The following is a 15665-nucleotide window of genomic DNA, read 5'->3' on the forward strand; positions in this document are numbered from 1 at the left end:
CGCACCTTGCCCCCACCGCCGAACACCCCCCGGCCCACGAAACCGGCCCGAACGACGCCGAGTACAGCGCCACCGTGCTGGCCAGCCACTGGATCCAGCGGCCCGAGCCCGACGACACCGACACTCTCGTCGCACCGCCCGGCACACAGATCACGCCGACCGCACCGACGCAACCCGATCGTGTCGAAGGCACCGTGCTGCGTTTCGGCCCAGGAGTGACGGCCGCCGTCGCGCACCGCACCGATAGAACGCTGCCCACCGTGCCACCAGCCCCCGCACCCCCGCGTCGGCCCATGCGCAGACACGCTCTGCCCGCGCTGGTGCTGGTCTGCGTCATCGCGTTCCTGGCCTGGCAACACCTCCAGCCATCCGTCGGGGTGCGCACGGTGTCAGTCGCCGTCCGGCCGACGACCGTCGGCTGCGACGGCACCGCGGACATCGTCGGCCTGGTCACCACGAACGACCGGCCGGGCACGCTCTCCTACCGCTGGCGCCGAAGCGACGGCACTTCCTCGGCCGTTCTGCAGGAAACGGTGGCCCGGGGCCAGAGGCAGGCACGGCTGCACCTCCTGTGGACCTTCCAGGGCAAGGGCCACTACAGGGCACGAGCCGAACTGCGCATCCTCACTCCCACCCACCGCACAGTGGCCACGCACCTCACATACGACTGCCCCTGACCACCCGTCAGCCGTCGGCGTGGATATGTCCCGGACAACATCGGCACTTGACCCGATGCGCCGCCCGGAGCCGCGACTGGCTGCTGTGGAGCGGGAGGCGTACACGCGGAAGGAGATCGGTGAGCGGGACGGTTGGGAGTGCGGGCATTGCCTGACGCCTGTGCCACGCGAGGCCGATCCGCGTGACCCGCGCGCGCCGCAAGTCGACCACATCACGGCGGTAGTCCAGGGTGGGGCGGATACGCGGGACAACGTGACGATCTCGCACCGGTACTGCAATGCGGACCGGTGGGGGTTGGGCCGGCGGTGTACGCCGGCGCAGGCGGGGGAGCGGCTGGCGCGGGCCGTGGTGGTGTACGAGGCCCGTCGCGGCGCGGCGCGTTGAACGTGGTCTGGATCCTGTGGCGGCAGGCGCCGGGCCGTTCGTAGGGATGGCGGCCACTTTAGGCCGTGTCCTGTCCGGGCCTCACGCAGTGCGCGGTGTGCCCTCCATGCGTTTCCTTGATCCACGCCCCACGCAGCCCCGGGTGTACTCCCACGACCGGCCCGTCGATCATTCCGATGGTGAGGTCGGGATTTCCTGCTGTCCGGCGGGTCAGTTCAGTGAGACGCACTAAAGGGAGCGATTCCATGGCCCAAGACCATCTCCTTGGGAAATCATGTCCCCATGAGGACACGATCCCATCGCACCAGGGTGATCACCACTCGTGACGGCTCCGGCCCGGACCTACGTCCACTCCCGCCAGGCGCGGTCAGAAGGATGTCGGGATAGTCCTGGGGATCAGGTCGCGTGCCTGCGGGTAGCCCCTCAGGCCTCGGGGTCGCGCAGGCCGACGCAGTCAAAGGCCCAAAAGACCTCTGAGTAAACGAAGGTGCCCGTCATCCACGGCTCGTGAGCGGACAACCGGGCGACCTGGAACGCGGCTTCAGGAATACGCAGCGACGGCGAACGGAAGCCCACCGCGCTGGCACCCTCGAAGCCTCGCGTGCCGTAGTAGCGCGGCGAACCCTCCAAGAATACCAACGGCACACCCTGGCTTTCGGCCGCCGCGAGGGCGTACGCGATGAGCTGAGTACCGATGCTCTGACGCTGGAACTCCGGGACCACGCCCAGCGGTGACAGGGACAGGACGTCCACGATCCGGCGCGGAGCGTCCAACCGCGTCGCGCTCAGCAGGACATGCCCGACGACCCGGTCATCAACGGTGGCGACGAAGGACATCGGCGCCAACGCAGCCTCCGCAACGCGAAGTGCCTCCACGAGCCCGGGAACCCGCTCGCTGTCACCGAAGGCGCGCGTATGAACCTCGCGCACGTCTCGGTGATCGTCAGCGGTCTCTTGCCGGATCACCAGCCCGGCACCACCAGGAGCGATCCGGGAGCCTTCAGGCGCATCGTGTGACGTCATGGCCGCGAGGGTAGATCGCGGGGCGGCTCGTGCGCGAGGCAATTGCGCACTAGGTCGTAAGGGCTGGGTCTAAGAACTCCTAACGAAATGATCTTCACGGTGGTTGGATCACTCCGGGATAGGTGATCTGGGGGTGCGGGATGGCGCGGTCGAAGCCGTGGGAAGTCGAGGACGAGTTGTGGGCGGTGGTGGAGCCGCTGTTGCCGAAGGTAGAGCGTCGGGCCCATCATCCTGGCCGCAAGCGGCATCCGGACCGGTTGGTGTTCCAGGGCATCCTGTTCGTCCTGCACACTGGGATCGCCTAGGAGCATCTTTCACGCGCCGCTGATGCTTCATCAGCCAAGGGATCTCCCTTCACGCGAGTCAATCGTCGCTGGCGGTAGCCGCTTCGTCGGTCGGACGGCCACCGTCTGGCGGCCCGGACAGCCCGGCTGGCTCTTCACGCACGGGGCGCCGCGTAGTTCAGCGTCTGCGGTCCTGGAGCCAAGCGAGGAGGTCTTTGGCGGCGCCGGCCAGGGGCTTCCAGCGGCGGCCGGCGTGGCGGGCGAGGGCGTCGGACAGAGCGTCCCGCTGGCCGGGGGTCATCGGACCCAAAATGCAGACCGGGACGGCCAGGGAGGTCTCGAAGACGTGGGGCGGCGTCTTTGGGTAGGGCCATCCTGCAGGCTGCAGCGACGGCGGGGTGAAGCTCGGGACGAACGTCAGGTAGAGGGTCGTGAACCGGTACAGGCCCCCGTTCTGAGAATCCCTGATCGCGACGTGCAGGATGCGGTCCCACGGGAATTCGCGGCGGTCCGCGGCCTCGGTGATCACGATGCCGTCGGGGCCGACGCTCAGGGTCCAGCCGGGTCTCATCTCCGGCACCGCGGACTTCCTCGTCCTGAGCCACCCCGTGAACGTCGGCGAGGTCGAAGGGGCCGTGCGCTTCTTGGCGAAGCTGTCCAGAGGTTCGCTGCCTGACCAGGCCACCTCGAACGAGTCCTCGTCCGGAGGCTTTTGGCCCGTCCGCCAGCCGTGCAGCCTCTCCAAGGCGGCAGCGACGGTCAGGCGCCGTCGGGGATCCTTGTCCAGTAGGCCGAGGATCAGCGGTTCGAGGCCGCCGGCCTTCTTCATGCGCGGCGGCGGCTGCGTCGCCAGGGCGCCCAGGGTGGCAGTCTCGGATTCCCGACGGAACGGTGAGGTGCCCTCGGCCGCCTGGTAGAGGGTGACGCCCAGGGCGAACAGGTCACTCGCGGGCCCGGCCTCCGCGCCGTTGATGCGTTCGGGGGCGAGGTACTCCAGCGTCCCGACAATGTTGTTGAGGGTGGTGAGCCGGATGTCGTCCTGGTGGGCGGCGATGCCGAAGTCGGTCAGCAGGATCCGGCCTTGGCTGGCGAGCATGATGTTGGCCGGTTTCACGTCCCGGTGGATCACCTTGGCCTCATGGGCGGTGTCGAGCGCCTTCAGCATCGCCTCCGCAACGTCGGCCACGTTCTCCGGCGGCAGCGGACCGCGCGCGAGTCGGTCAGCCAGGGAACCACCGTGGACGAGTTCCATCACGATCCACGGCCGGTCGTCCTCGATGACGACGCTGTAGACCGGCAGGATGTGCGGATGATGGCGCAGCCTGGCGGCGTTGCGGGCTTCCCGCGCGGCGTAGGCGAGGCGCCGGGAGTGTTCGGCGGGGTCGAGGACGGCAGGGAACGCCACCTCCTTGACCGCCACGTCGACGTCCAGGTGCTCGTCGCGAGCCTGCCAGATACGCCCGAAGCCACCCTCGGCCAGGGAGCGTTCCAGTCGGTACTGGCCGGCGAGGAGCCGGAGCGGGCCGCTCATCGTCCGGCCGACTGCTCGGAGCCGTCACCGGGGGTCTCACCGAGGTCGTCACCCAGGATGGGCCGCGCATGCGTCATCGATACCGCCTCCGTCATGAGACCAGTGTGACGACAGATCACGAATCCGGGCGGGAGATCGGCGCGTTGGTCACCGGATGGCTACAACTGCCTTTCTCCAAATGGGCATTGCTTTCAGGTGCACATGGTGGGCCGACAGCTGCTCGTCGGCTCCGCTCGCAACTGGGACACACTAACAACGGTTGACACAATGAGGTGGATCTCGGTCCTGGCTGCCGTGTCCAGGGCGGGAGTTGAGCGTTCGGTTCCGGTGTGGGGACGTCACCGTGGATCGTGTCGGATGAGCTCTGGGACCGCCTTGAGCCGTTGCTTCCGCAGCGTGAGCGGCGCTTTCGCTATCTGGGCCGTAAGCCATTGCCGGACCGTGAGGTGCTGTGCGGGATCCAGTGGGAGTACCTGCCGAGGGACCTGGGCTTCGGCTCGGGCATGACCTGCTGGCGACGGCTGCGCGACTGGAACGAAGCCGGCGTCTGGCAGCGGCTGCAGGAGGTGCTGCTGGCCGAGCTGAACGCGGTGGCGAAGCTGGATTGGTCGCGCTGCGTGGTCGACTCTTCCCACGTCAGGGCGCTAAAAGGGTGAGCCGTACGGGCCCTTCACCGGTCGACCGCGGCCGGGCAGGCTCAAAACACCACTTGATCACCGACGGGCACGGCACCCCGCTCGCAGTCCTGCTGACCGGCGGCAACCGCAACGACGTCTTCCGCTTGGTCCTCGTCGCGCACGAGCTCGCGCAGCGCGGCGTAGTGCCGCTGCCACTCGGCTGGTTACGACGGGTTCCAGGCCTCATCGACCGCTTTCAACGCGGCCTCCCACTCCGGGCGGCCGGCCAGCGTACCGGGCCGCCGCAGGTTGGACAGCCACTGCCCCACCGGCTTCGGGGCGCGCACAGCGTCCAATGCCCTTCGAAGCTTCGTGTTGTGCGCTGTGGCTTTGGCTGACTGCAGGAGGCAGGAGTTTCTTCCAGCCGCCGCCCAGGGGCCGGCCTGGGCCGGCTTGGACGGACATACGGCTGTCAGTGGGGGCTGGGACGATGGAAGGCGGGCGAAACAGCCCTCACGGGACAGCAGTTGACGATGGAGACAACGCGCACCATGAGACTGGCACTGAACAAGGAGTGGGCCGTCGGCACCCGCATCGGGGGTGGCGGCTTCGGCGCCGTGTTCGAGGCGGAGAACACCGTCGGCGAGAAGGCGGCGGTGAAGCTCGTACCCAAGGCGCCGGGCACGTGAGATGCTGTTCACCGACCTCGCCGGCGCCCGCAACGTGGTGCCGGTCATCGACAGCGGCGAGCACGAAGACCAGTGGGTGCTGGTGATGCCCCGTGCCGAGAAGTCCCTGCGCGACCACCTCCAGGAGCACGGCCAGCTGCCGCTTAACGAGGCGGTCGCCGTCCTGTCCGACGTCGCCGAAGCACTCGCCGACCTCAAGGACCGCCAGGTCGTCCACCGCGACCTCAAGCCGGAGAACGTCCTGCTGCTCGGTGGCCGCTGGTGCCTCGCCGACTTCGGCATCGCCCGCTACGCCGAAGCGACCACAGCCCAGAACACCTACAAGGGCGCGGGAAGCCTGCCGTGCATGGCACCCGAGGTCTGGAAGTACCAGCGGGCCACCGGTGCGACCGACATCTACGCCTTGGGTGTCCTGGCCTGCGAGCTCTTGGAGGGCACCAGGCCCTTCAACGGCCCGGCCGAGCATGACTACCAGGAGCAGCACCTGCACGGAACCCCGCCCCCGCTCGCTACCGCGCCCCCGCTCCTGGCCGCGCTGATCACGGAATGCCTCTACAAGGCGTCCCAGGCACGCCCAGCGGCCTGCAACCTGCTCGCCCGGCTGCGCCAGATCCCTGCCGCCGCACTCTCCGGCGGGTTGGCCACGCTCGCGGAGGCCAACCAGGGTGCGGTCGCGCGCCAAGCCGAAGCTGACCGCCGGGCTTCGGCGCACGCCACCGAGGCCGACCGCCGCAAGGCCCTGCTCGATGCCGCCACGACCTCCTTCTCCTTCATCGCCGACGCCTTCCTCACGACCCTCACGACTGCCGCCCCGAGCGCGGAGGTCCGCAGAGGCAAGCAAGGAGGGTGGACCGTCCGGATCAACGACGCTCAGCTGACCTTGTCCGGACCGAAAGAGAACACCGAGGTCTGGCGCACCACCTCGACGCCGGCACTGTTCGACGTCATCGCGTCCGCGACCCTCTCCCTGAAGATCCCCGCCAACTACCACGGGTACGAGGGCCGCAGCCACTCCCTCTGGTACGCCGACGCGCAGACGGAAGACCAGTACCAGTGGTTCGAGGCCGCCTTCATGGACACCCCGCTGCGCCCCACCGCGAAAACCATGGAACCCTTCGCGCTCAACCCTCACCACGAATCACGCGCCGCCGTCGGCCCGGGGATGATGATGCACCAGGTGGCCTGGCCCTTCATCCCGCTCGTCATCGGGGACCTGGACGAGTTCATCAGCCGGTGGGCCGACTGGCTCGCCCAGGCGGCGACCGGCCGACTCGCCCACCTCAGCCGCATGCCCGAGCATGACCCCCAGGGCTCCTGGAGGCGCTGACCACGCGGGGGCCGCCTGCGGCGGCCCCGATCCGAGCGTGGGGCCGATCGGGAATCCGACGGCGAGGTCGAACGCGAGGTTGAACGCGAGCTGGGGCTCGCCCTCAAACCACAGTCCGAGCACAGCCCTGAGCGCCTCCGCGGGCATCTTCGTCTGGTCCGCTCGGTGATCAGAAGAAACGGCCTAGTCCTCCTCCGCGGCACGGCCCGCGCCCGCCATGAACCGCCAGACGAGGGCGTGGCCCAGGACGACCAGGGTGATCAGCATCAGGGCCTCGGCCTGGATGGGGCGCAGCCCGACGCGGCTGGCGAGTTCGGGGGACGCGCCGACGACCGCGATCAGGGCGTAGAGCAGGGTGGCACCGGCCTGCTGCCAGGCCACGAAGCCGTCGCCGCGGGTGCGGGCCAGCAGCCGCAGGGTGCACGCGCAGCCGACCACGGCCAGGACGACGAAGGCCGCCCGCCAGATCCGCGGCTGTTCGGTGCCGCCGACCTGGGCGAACAGGCCCATCACGGCGGGCAGCAGGAAGGACAGGTAGACCCCGCCGACGACGCGGCGCTGGGCGGGGTCGCGCATCCAGTCGCCATGACTTTGGACGACGTTCCACCACAGGCCGACCAGGGTGAAGCAGGTCGCGGAGAAGAGGGCGTAGAAAGTGGCGATATCCATGGACGACGAGGGTCGCAGCGCTCGCGGCCCCGCCGCGCGCCACACGCCCTGCGTCCGCCGGAACGGACTAGGCCTTTCTTCCGGATCAGGCCGGCTCCGGGCGACCGCGCCTCTTGCGACTCGACCGCGCGCATCGGACACTGCTGCCTCACGCCCACTCGCCGCCCGAAGTAGAACGAAGTGGCCTGGCCGGGACGAACCACTCTTTAACAGCTGGCCGTGTCTGACAAACGATCACGGTTCACGGAGCCAGAGGATGAGCGAGGCGTGTCGGAGGCCGGTGAGGTAGCGGGCGGCCAACTTGTCGAAGCGGGTGGCCACGGCCCGAAACTGCTTCAGCCTGCTCAAGCAGCGTTCGACCACGTTGCGGGCCTTGTACCGCTCTGGATCGAAGGCCAGCGGCCGCCCGCCGGCTGATCCTCGGCGCTGTCGGTTGGCAATCTGGTCGGCCCGTTCCAATCTGTCGGCCCGTTCAGGGATGACCGCTCGGATACCGCGCCGTCGTAAGCCGGTCCGGATGGCCCGTGAGGAGTACGCCTAATGGGACGCGAAGGCTGACAGGCGACCCCTGCTCTTGGCTGGGGGTCCTGCCAGCTTTCCGGGCGCGGAGTGAGCCTTTGAGGATGCCCGGACCCTCGCGTCCTGTTGACAAGACGAGGTCGACTCCGCGCCCAGCAAGGACTCAAGGCGAGCGAGACCTGCCTTCAGAAGCACCAGGGCGGTGGTAATGGTGCAGGTCGAAGCGTCTTTCGTCGTCCGGCCGCTGTCAGGTGGTGATGCGTTTCGCTGTTCGTAGTCCGAGCCGGTTGTGCGGGCCACCTCTTTCACTGCCTGAGCGACCGAATCCGAATGGCAACCGCAGGTCAGGGCACGGGCACGCCAACAGGCGGCGACCTCCAGCGGCATGATGGTGGAGGTGACTGCCTACTTCGGATTCACCGGCGCGGGAAGCTCGAACGACGGCCGCGAGCCCGTCCGCGTCCAGCGTCTGCTCCACGCCGATCTCACCCACCTATGCCGCCCAGATCCTCCAGCTCCAGGAGGTCGGTGCGACGGACGGGCAACCGGTTCGACGCGGTGGCGCCAGCGTCTTCGCGATCGCTAGAGGCTGTCGTCATGGGGGACGTTGCAGGGGCGGAGGGGCCGCAGGCAGGCGACGTGCCCAGGTGCCGAGGGCGCCGACGCACGGTAGAACGTTAGGGGTGAGGGACGGGAACATCCCTGGAGGCCGACTGGCTCGTGGACGCCACCGGCCGGGCGGGGCGGCTCGCCCGCCGGGTCGGGGCGGCGCCCGTCCGGTCCGACCATCTGATCGCAGTCGTCGGGCGGTCGGGTCCAATACCGGGAATCAGGCCGCGACGAGCTCCTGCTCGCGGTCCGGCGTCTTGACCTTGGGCTTCTTGTTCGGCAGCGAGAGCCGGAAGACCTTGCGCCACGCGGAGAACACCTGCTTGGGCAGCGGCCCGGTGACGTACTCCAGCTCGTACTTTTCGAACAGCGCGCGTACCTTCACCGCGACCTCGGCGTACCGGTTGCTCGGCAGGTCGGGGAAGAGGTGGTGCTCGATCTGGTGGGAGAGGTTGCCGGTCATGAAGTGCATGGCCTTGCTGCCGCTGATGTTCGCCGAGCCCATCATCTGGCGCAGGTACCACTGGCCGCGCGTCTCGCCCTTGATCGACCGGCGCTCGAAGACCTGCACGCCCTCGGGGAAGTGCCCGCACATGATCACCGAGTGGGACCAGATGTTGCGGACCAGGTTCGCGGTGAACGTGGCGGCGAGCGTGGTGAGGAACGACGGGCCCGACAGCAGCGGGTGGATCACGTAGTCCTTGAGCACCTGCTTGCGGATCTTGCGGCCCACGGCCTTGGCCCGCGCGCGGAACTCCGGGTTCTTGCGGCGGCGCTTGTGCAGGTTCTTGCCGAGCTCCAGGTCGTACGCTGCGATGCCGTACTCGAAGAAGCAGGCGTTGAGGAAGTTCCACAGCGGCTGGCCGAGGTGGAACGGGTGCCACTTCTGGTCCTCGTCGACGCGCATGATGCCGTAGCCGAGGTCGTTGTCCTTGCCGATCACGTTGGTGTACGTGTGGTGCAGCTCGTTGTGCGAGTGCTTCCACTGGTCGGACGGCGAGACGTGATCCCACTCCCAGGTGGTGGAGTGAATCTTCGGGTCTCGCATCCAGTCCCACTGGCCGTGCAGGACGTTGTGGCCGATCTCCATGTTGTCCATGATCTTCGCCACGGACAGACCGGCGGTGCCGAGCAGCCACGCGGGCGGGAAGATCGAGAACAGCAGCACGCCCCTGCTGACCAGCTCGAGCTTGCGCTGCGCCGAGATGACCTTGCGGATGTAGGCGGAGTCTTTCTCGCCGCGGCTGGCGATCACCTCGTCGCGGATCGCGTCCAGCTCGCGGCCAAGCTCCTCGATCTGCTCCGCGGTCAGGTGGGCGGTGGGGTCGATGGCGGTCAAGGTGCTCCTACCGTTCGATGTCGCAGGGGCCCGCCGCGGCGGACACGCAGGTCTGGATGAGGACGCCCGGCTCGGCCTCGGTGATCTCGCCGGTGCGCAGGTCGCGCACGGCGCCCGCCTTGAGCGGCGTGATGCAGCCGAAGCAGATGCCCATGCGGCACCCGGAGGGCATGAGCACGCCGGCCTCCTCGCCGATGTCCAGCAACGGCGTGGCGCCGTCCGCGTCGACGGTCTTGCCGGTGGCACTGAACGTGACCTCGCCGCCGCCGTCGCCGGCGACGACGACGCTGGGGCGGAAGCGTTCGGTGTGCAGGCGCTCTTGTACGCCGTGCTCGGTCCAGTGCTCTTCGGCGGCGTCGAGCAGGCCCGCGGGCCCGCAAGCCCAGGTCTCGCGCTCGGCCCAGTCGGGCACGAGTGCGTCGAGACGGGCGATGTCGAGCATGCCGTCTGTGTCGGTGTGCACCTCGGTGAGCCGCAGCTTCTTGTCCGCGACCAGGTCGTGCAGTTCGTTGCGGAAGATCACGTCCTGCGGCTGTGGCGCGCAGTGGACCATGACGACGTCGTCGAACTCGATGTCGCGCAGCATGCCCATCACGGGCGTGATGCCGCTGCCGGCCGTCAGGTAGAGCACCTTGGCGGGCATGGCCTGCGGCAGCACGAAGTCACCGGTCGGCTGGTCGAGCTGGATCAGCGTGCCCGGTTTCGCCCTGCAGACCAGGTGGTTGCTGACCTTGCCGTCCGGGATCGCCTTCACGGTGATCGTGACGCGGCCGTCCTGTCGGTTTGTCGGCGAGGTGATGGAGTAGGCACGCCACAGGCGCACCCCGTCGACGTCGACCCCGATCCGCACGTACTGACCGGCTGTGTGGCCGCGCCAGCCCCGTCCCGGCCTGATCACGATAGTCGCGGCGTCACCCGTCTCGGGGTGCACGGCCTCGATGCGCCCACGCAGGTCAGCGCCCGCACGCAGCGGGCTGACCAGGTCGAGGTAGTCCGACGGCAACAGCGGCGTCGTGACCATCTCCAGCAGTTTCCACGCCCTGCTGCGGAGGGCTGCACTCGTCATGACTTCAGCTTGCTGCGCCTCAAGGCGTAAAGTCCTAACCGCAGGACGTAAATCTGGTCGGCTGAATTGTTCGCAGGGAACAAACACGTGAGCCATGCAATCCGGAGGGCCAGCGAACTGGCCCTGGATGAGACGACGGTCACCGCACTTCGGGCCGCGCTGAAGACCACCGCCGACGAGGTCGTCCAGGCGATCATCGACGAGGTCCCTCCCTACGCCAACGCCCTTTCGGGCCGCATGGGCGGCACCATCCGCCGAGCCGTCCGCACCGCCCTGGGGCACTACCTGGACCTTGCGAGCGGGAACGCCACAGGCGGCGACGCCGGTGACGCAGCCTACGAGCTGGGCCGCGGCGAGGTGCGCGACGACCGTTCGATGGACGCCCTACTCAGCGCCTACCGCGTCGGCGCCCGCGTGGCCTGGCGATGCCTGGCAGCGGGAGCCGTACCCGCAGGTCTGCCCGCCGCCGAGGTCGCCAAGTTCGCCGAGCTGACCTTCGCCTACATCGACGAGCTCTCCGCCGCGAGCGCCGCGGGCCACGCCGACGAACTGGCCGCCCGTGGCAGGGCCCACGAGCGCCACCTGGAACACCTGGCCCGCGACCTCCTCGCCGGCGCGAGCCCGGACGTGCTGCTGGCCTCTGTTCAACGGGCCGGGTGGCAGCCTCCGGTTTCGCTGACCGCGGTCCTGCTGCCCGCCGCCCAGGCCCGGCCTGCCTACCGCACGCTCGACCCGAGCACCCTCGTCCTCGACGATCTGCCGGACGCCACCGGTGTGCTGCTCGTCCCCGATGCCGACCGATCACATCTCTTGCGGCAGCTAACCGACCGCACCGCCGTGGTCGGCCCGGCCCGGCCATGGACTCGTGCGTCCGCCTCGTACGCACGAGCCGTACGCGCGCGCTCCCTCTCCTCTGATATTCGCGACACCGAGGACCACCTGCCCGAGCTGGTGCTGAGCGCTGACGCGGACGCGTTCGCAGACCTGCGTGCCCGAGCCCTCGCACCGTTGCGGACCTTGCCTGTCGCGACCGCACGGCGGCTGGAGGAGACGTTGCGGGCGTGGCTGCTGCACCAGGGCAGGCGGGACGAGGTGGCGGCGGCGTTGTTCGTCCATCCCCAGACAGTCCGGTACCGGATGTCGCAGCTGCGGGAGCTGTTTCCGGATCTTGCATCGCCACAGCGGGTCCTTGAACTGACGCTGGCGGTCGGTCTTCGGGTCAGCTGACGCGTACTTCGACCGTCCACGCCCGCGTCCGCGAGCGGTCCAGGAATCGTGCCTCGTTCTCGGTGCCATCAGCTGGCTCATGCGGCCCGGGGAAGAGCGGTATTAGCCAGCTGAGACCGGGGGTTGATGTGAAGCTCGGGAAGCCCGTCGGGGGCGCTGTCTCTGAGAAGCGCGGTGGCGGATACGGCTCGACTGGATCCGGTGGACGATGCGCACCGGCCCGCTCGTCGTCCCGCTCATCGAGCATCTGGTCGGTAATCTGGGTAGCTATGCCCTGGAAATCGGCTTTCATGTCGTCGTGGAGGGCGCTGTCCTGGCACGAGCTGACCCACGGGCGCGCGGCGGGCTGCAGCTGGGTGACCGGCGGGGCGGCCAGGCCGGGTCACCAGGGGCGGAGGGCCGGGCCGTTCGCGCCGGGGACGACCGTGGTTCTGCGACGGCCCCGTGCCTCCCTTCCGACAGGTCAACCGGACGACCGACCGGGCCGGCCTGGCTCACCGCGCGAGGGATGATGGGGATGGAATGACGGAACGTGAGGTCAGGAGCTTCCATGGCGAAGCGGGTTCACCGACCCCGTGAGGACGCGGAGTTCAATTTCATCCTCGGGATGAGCGGAGTTCCGGTCCTCGCATACTTCACCGGGACATGGCCCAAGGCAATCGAGCCCTGCCGGGTGATGGACCTCGTCGTGGGTGGCATCGCCGACGACTACACGGGCCGCCTGACGGCCGTCCGCGCCGACATCACGCGTTGTCCGGCCGCAACCGAGCGATACGGGATCACCGGAGCCCCGTCCTACGTCCTGCTGAAGGAGGGAGAGGCGGTGGCGCACGGCACGGGGGCTATGACCATCGCCGAGGTACGGAAGTTCCTGGACGGCCACCTCTGAGCGGCCGCTGCGGCACGTGGCCGCGACGCCCGTCACGTCTCGTCTATGGGAGCTGCGCCGCCTGAGACACCTTGGGGCTGAGGCACCCCCACAGGTCACATAACGCCGTCGAGCGAGGTGTCATCGGGCAACTGCGAGGCCGCAGCGACAATCTCGGGGAATTCCGCCGTCAGGTTCCCGCTGCTGCGGGAACGGATCAGGACCTGGTCGCCGGTACACCGCCCCAGCAGCGCCCGATAGCCATCCCATTTCAACTCGGCCGCGTGTCCGGGACCGGTCAGCGGACCCACACGAGAACGGGCACACGTCAGAGGCGAGCGGTCGGGGTCGACCTGGCGCGGGCAGGCAATGGCAGAACAGTGGCGCCCTGGCGCAGGGAGGAGTGGCTGCGGACCGCGCCGTCGGGCAGCTTCGGCATCGAGATCAGCTTCCGGGGGTTGCCCGAACTGGTCGTCACCCAGCTGCTGTTCGGACTCCAGCACCGCTGCCACCGCGGCGCCCGCACCGAGGCCGGCAACTTCCGCGCCCTGATCGACAAGACGATCCGCCCCTCGGGCGCCCGCCGCCTGGAGGACGTCCCCGACCCCGTCGCGAACGAAGACGCCCTGATCCTGCTGAACCGGACCCGCTTCTACGCCATCCGGGCCGTGAAGACCCCCGAGGGCGAGTACGCCAAGGACGAGTGGGACCTGGTGGCCTTCGGCCACCGCGGCACGCTGGTCTTCACCGTGATCCACCAGCCCTGGCTGCGCGAGACGGCCAAGTGATGGGCCCGCGACTACCTCTCCAAGGTCCGCTCCAAGAGCTCCGCCTCCCACGCCCAGCAGCAACTCCACGGCCTGGCCAAGTTCTCGGACACCCTGCGGGCCCGGCCCGACCACGGCATGGACAAGACCGCGCTCGCCCGCGCCGACGTCGAGAACTTCCTGAACAGGATGTCGTTCCTCGACGCCAACGGCCGGATGACCACGAACACGCGCATCACCTACGTCCGCAGGGCCTGCAACGTCCTCAAGCAGGGCCGGGCCATGGGCCTGACCCGCCCGGACGGACCGATGGCGGGCCTGCCGGACGACTTCGTCATCACCCGCCTCGACGTGCCCAAGGCACCGGAGCCCTCGGAGGAGGTTCTGACTTGCCGCCCGAGGTGATGCGCCAGCTCTGCGCTCACCTGGACACGTTCGAGGCGATGACCTGCCACGAGATCCGGCTGAGCGTCGAGCTGCTGATGGACACGGGCCGCCGGCCCGAGGAGATCTGCCGCCTCGACCTCAACTGCCTGACCCGCGACAGCCAGGGCAAGCCGGTGCTGCTCTACGACAACTGGAAAGAACAGCGGCTGCGGCGCCAGCTGCCGATCCACGAACCGACCGCGAAGCTGATCATTGACCAGCAAAGGGGCGTACGGGAACGCTTCCCCGACCCGCCGCCGTCCCAGCTGGTCCTGCTGCCCGGGCAGGTGTTGAACCTGCGCGGAGACCGGTCGATCGACTCCAACCACCTCAGCGCCATGCACCGCGAGTGGGTCGAGTCCCTGCCCGACTTCGTCCTCGACGACGGCACGGTCTTCGACAAGGAGAAGATCTTCCCCTACGCCTACCGGCACTCCTTCGCCCAGCGCCACGCGGACGCCGGCGTCCCCATCGACGTCCTGGCCGAACTCATGGATCACGACAACTACCAGACCACCAAGACGTACTTCCGGGTCAAGGAAGTGCGCCTGCGGGAGGCGGTGGAGCGCGTGACCAACATGCAGTTCGACCGCCACGGCACCCGAATCTGGGGCGCCATCACCACCGTGCTCGACGCCGAACGCACCCGCCGAGCCGTCGGCGCCGTCGTCGTCCCCTTCGGCACCTGCTCCGAGCCCTCCAACGTCGCCGCTGGCGGCGGAGCCTGCCCGCTGCGCTTCCGCTGTGTGGGCTGCGACCATTTCTCCACCGACGTCTCCTACCTTCCCGACCTCCGCTCCTACCTCGACGACCTGCTCCGCCAGCGGGAACGGTTGAGGTCGATGAGCGAGGCCGAGGACTGGGCCCGCGCCGAGGCGATGCCGTCCGAGGCGGAGATCACCCGCATCCGCCGGCTGATCCAGCGCGTCACCGAGGACGTCGAGACGCTCACCGAGGCCGAACGCGCCGAGATCAATCGGGCCGCCCAGGTCGTCCGCCAGACCCGGCAGAACTTCCTCGGCATGCCCCGCATCCGCCAGCCCCTGCCCGACCTCCGACCGGAGCGACCCGCGTGAACGCACCCGACTCCACTGTCCAGGCGATGATCGAGGGCCGCCGCGCCGACACCGGTCGGCGCCGCCAGCGCGTGCTCGCTGTCCTCGCCCAGGCCGCGAAGGAAGGTTCCGACGTCAGTGTCGCGGCCATCGCCTGCCGGGCCAGCGTCGACCGCACCTTCCTCTACCGCCATCGTGACCTGCTCGGCCAGGTCCACGCCCAGGCCGCCGAACCGCCCACCGTCCCCGGCGGCCGCGGCCCTGCGGTCAGCCGGGCCTCCCTGCAGGCCGACCTGCTGGCCGCCGACGCCCGAACCGCCCGCCTCGCCGCCCGGGTCCGCCGCCTCGAACAGCGCCTCAGCGAGGTGCCTGGTGATCAAGTCTGGCGCCAGGTGGGCATCGGCGGCCCCGAGGACACCGAGCAGCTCAAGGCCCGGATCACCACCCTGGAACAGCAAATCGTCGACCTGGAGCTCAAACTCCAGGACCAAGGCGACGAGCTCGCCGCCGCCCGGGCGGCCAACCGTGAGCTCATGGCCCAGCTCAACCGCCCACCGGGCTGAGCAGAGCCCGGTGGGCGGTTGAGC

At 68.9% G+C, this 15665-nt stretch carries 16 protein-coding genes and 3 pseudogenes; 12 read left to right on the top strand and 7 right to left on the bottom strand.

Going from position 1 to position 15665, the window contains the following annotated elements:
* Both BEK98_RS45375 and BEK98_RS51505 read left to right on the top strand, forming a co-directional pair.
* On the top strand, positions 1–677 hold a 677-nt coding region (locus BEK98_RS45375), incomplete at its 5' end, for a hypothetical protein (protein ID WP_107428336.1).
* 55 nt (positions 678–732) lie between these two features.
* Positions 733–1062 carry an HNH endonuclease gene (locus BEK98_RS51505; RefSeq protein ID WP_167444438.1) on the top strand — a complete coding sequence of 110 codons (330 nt, stop codon included), beginning with the start codon at positions 733–735 and terminating at the stop codon, positions 1060–1062.
* 423 nt (positions 1063–1485) lie between these two features.
* Here the strand turns inward: BEK98_RS51505 and BEK98_RS45385 are convergent, their stop codons facing one another.
* Positions 1486–2028, bottom strand: a complete 543-nt coding sequence (locus BEK98_RS45385) for a GNAT family N-acetyltransferase (RefSeq protein WP_094222682.1) — start codon at positions 2026–2028, stop codon at positions 1486–1488.
* A gap of 197 nt (positions 2029–2225) precedes the next feature.
* Here BEK98_RS45385 and BEK98_RS45390 point away from each other — a divergent pair.
* Positions 2226–2384: pseudogene (locus BEK98_RS45390) on the top strand (transposase); the annotation flags it as partial.
* A 163-nt stretch (positions 2385–2547) separates the two neighbouring features.
* Here the strand turns inward: BEK98_RS45390 and BEK98_RS45395 are convergent.
* Complete coding sequence (locus BEK98_RS45395) at positions 2548–3900, bottom strand: serine/threonine-protein kinase (protein ID WP_094222683.1); 1353 nt, start codon at positions 3898–3900, stop codon at positions 2548–2550.
* Positions 3901–4189: 289 nt separating this feature from the next.
* Between BEK98_RS45395 and BEK98_RS45400 the strand changes: the two are divergent.
* The 3 genes and pseudogenes from BEK98_RS45400 to BEK98_RS45405 form a co-directional block, all read left to right on the top strand.
* A pseudogene (locus BEK98_RS45400) lies at positions 4190–4687 on the top strand (transposase); the annotation flags it as partial.
* A gap of 381 nt (positions 4688–5068) precedes the next feature.
* Positions 5069–5206, top strand: coding sequence for a hypothetical protein (locus tag BEK98_RS49370; RefSeq protein ID WP_167444439.1), 138 nt, complete (start codon positions 5069–5071; stop codon positions 5204–5206).
* Position 5207: 1 nt separating this feature from the next.
* Entirely contained in the window at positions 5208–6533 is a 1326-nt protein-coding gene (locus BEK98_RS45405; RefSeq protein ID WP_094222684.1) for a serine/threonine-protein kinase, read from the top strand.
* Positions 6534–6716: 183 nt separating this feature from the next.
* Here the strand turns inward: BEK98_RS45405 and BEK98_RS45410 are convergent, their stop codons facing one another.
* From BEK98_RS45410 to BEK98_RS45430, 4 genes and pseudogenes are all read right to left on the bottom strand, one after another.
* On the bottom strand, positions 6717–7202 hold the full coding sequence (locus tag BEK98_RS45410) for a hypothetical protein (RefSeq protein ID WP_094222685.1): 486 nt from the start codon (positions 7200–7202) through the stop codon (positions 6717–6719).
* 234 nt (positions 7203–7436) lie between these two features.
* Positions 7437–7739: pseudogene (locus BEK98_RS45415) on the bottom strand (IS5/IS1182 family transposase); the annotation flags it as partial.
* 811 nt (positions 7740–8550) lie between these two features.
* On the bottom strand, positions 8551–9669 hold the full coding sequence (locus BEK98_RS45425) for a fatty acid desaturase family protein (RefSeq protein WP_094222686.1): 1119 nt from the start codon (positions 9667–9669) through the stop codon (positions 8551–8553).
* A 7-nt stretch (positions 9670–9676) separates the two neighbouring features.
* A complete protein-coding gene (locus tag BEK98_RS45430; protein ID WP_094222687.1) occupies positions 9677–10735 on the bottom strand; it encodes a ferredoxin reductase in 1059 nt (352 codons plus the stop codon).
* An 87-nt stretch (positions 10736–10822) separates the two neighbouring features.
* Between BEK98_RS45430 and BEK98_RS45435 the strand changes: the two genes are divergently transcribed.
* Complete coding sequence (locus tag BEK98_RS45435) at positions 10823–11962, top strand: PucR family transcriptional regulator (protein WP_094222688.1); 1140 nt, start codon at positions 10823–10825, stop codon at positions 11960–11962.
* 550 nt (positions 11963–12512) lie between these two features.
* Positions 12513–12851: a thioredoxin family protein gene (locus BEK98_RS45440; protein ID WP_094222689.1), complete on the top strand. Its 339-nt coding sequence runs from the start codon at positions 12513–12515 to the stop codon at positions 12849–12851.
* 95 nt (positions 12852–12946) lie between these two features.
* Here the strand turns inward: BEK98_RS45440 and BEK98_RS49375 are convergent, their stop codons facing one another.
* A complete protein-coding gene (locus BEK98_RS49375) occupies positions 12947–13141 on the bottom strand; it encodes an ATP-dependent DNA ligase (RefSeq protein WP_094222690.1) in 195 nt (64 codons plus the stop codon).
* Between the two features lie 69 nt (positions 13142–13210).
* On the opposite strand from BEK98_RS49375, the gene BEK98_RS49380 reads away from it, so the two are divergent.
* The 4 genes from BEK98_RS49380 (at position 13211) to BEK98_RS45465 (ending at position 15641) form a co-directional block, all read left to right on the top strand.
* Entirely contained in the window at positions 13211–13618 is a 408-nt protein-coding gene (locus tag BEK98_RS49380) for a hypothetical protein (protein WP_094222691.1), read from the top strand.
* Between the two features lie 117 nt (positions 13619–13735).
* Positions 13736–14002: a hypothetical protein gene (locus BEK98_RS49385; protein ID WP_094222692.1), complete on the top strand. Its 267-nt coding sequence runs from the start codon at positions 13736–13738 to the stop codon at positions 14000–14002.
* On the top strand, positions 13987–15099 hold the full coding sequence (locus BEK98_RS45460; protein ID WP_143684261.1) for a tyrosine-type recombinase/integrase: 1113 nt from the start codon (positions 13987–13989) through the stop codon (positions 15097–15099). Before BEK98_RS49385 ends, BEK98_RS45460 begins: the two co-directional genes overlap by 16 nt.
* Positions 15096–15641, top strand: a complete 546-nt coding sequence (locus BEK98_RS45465) for a hypothetical protein (RefSeq protein ID WP_094222693.1) — start codon at positions 15096–15098, stop codon at positions 15639–15641. Before BEK98_RS45460 ends, BEK98_RS45465 begins: the two co-directional genes overlap by 4 nt.
* The last annotated feature ends 24 nt before the right edge of the window (positions 15642–15665 follow it).

Source organism: Streptomyces diastatochromogenes (genome assembly GCF_002242805.1).
GTDB lineage: Bacteria > Actinomycetota > Actinomycetes > Streptomycetales > Streptomycetaceae > Streptomyces > Streptomyces diastatochromogenes.

Coding starts and splice junctions, on each gene's coding strand:
- BEK98_RS49370 (WP_167444439.1), top strand. CDS start 5,069: ATGAGACTGGCACTGAACAAGGAGTGGGCCGTCGGCACCCGCATCGGG.
- BEK98_RS45410 (WP_094222685.1), bottom strand. CDS start 7,202: ATGGATATCGCCACTTTCTACGCCCTCTTCTCCGCGACCTGCTTCACC.
- BEK98_RS45405 (WP_094222684.1), top strand. CDS start 5,208: ATGCTGTTCACCGACCTCGCCGGCGCCCGCAACGTGGTGCCGGTCATC.
- BEK98_RS45440 (WP_094222689.1), top strand. CDS start 12,513: ATGGCGAAGCGGGTTCACCGACCCCGTGAGGACGCGGAGTTCAATTTC.
- BEK98_RS49385 (WP_094222692.1), top strand. CDS start 13,736: ATGGACAAGACCGCGCTCGCCCGCGCCGACGTCGAGAACTTCCTGAAC.
- BEK98_RS45395 (WP_094222683.1), bottom strand. CDS start 3,900: ATGAGCGGCCCGCTCCGGCTCCTCGCCGGCCAGTACCGACTGGAACGC.
- BEK98_RS45430 (WP_094222687.1), bottom strand. CDS start 10,735: ATGACGAGTGCAGCCCTCCGCAGCAGGGCGTGGAAACTGCTGGAGATG.
- BEK98_RS51505 (WP_167444438.1), top strand. CDS start 733: ATGCGCCGCCCGGAGCCGCGACTGGCTGCTGTGGAGCGGGAGGCGTAC.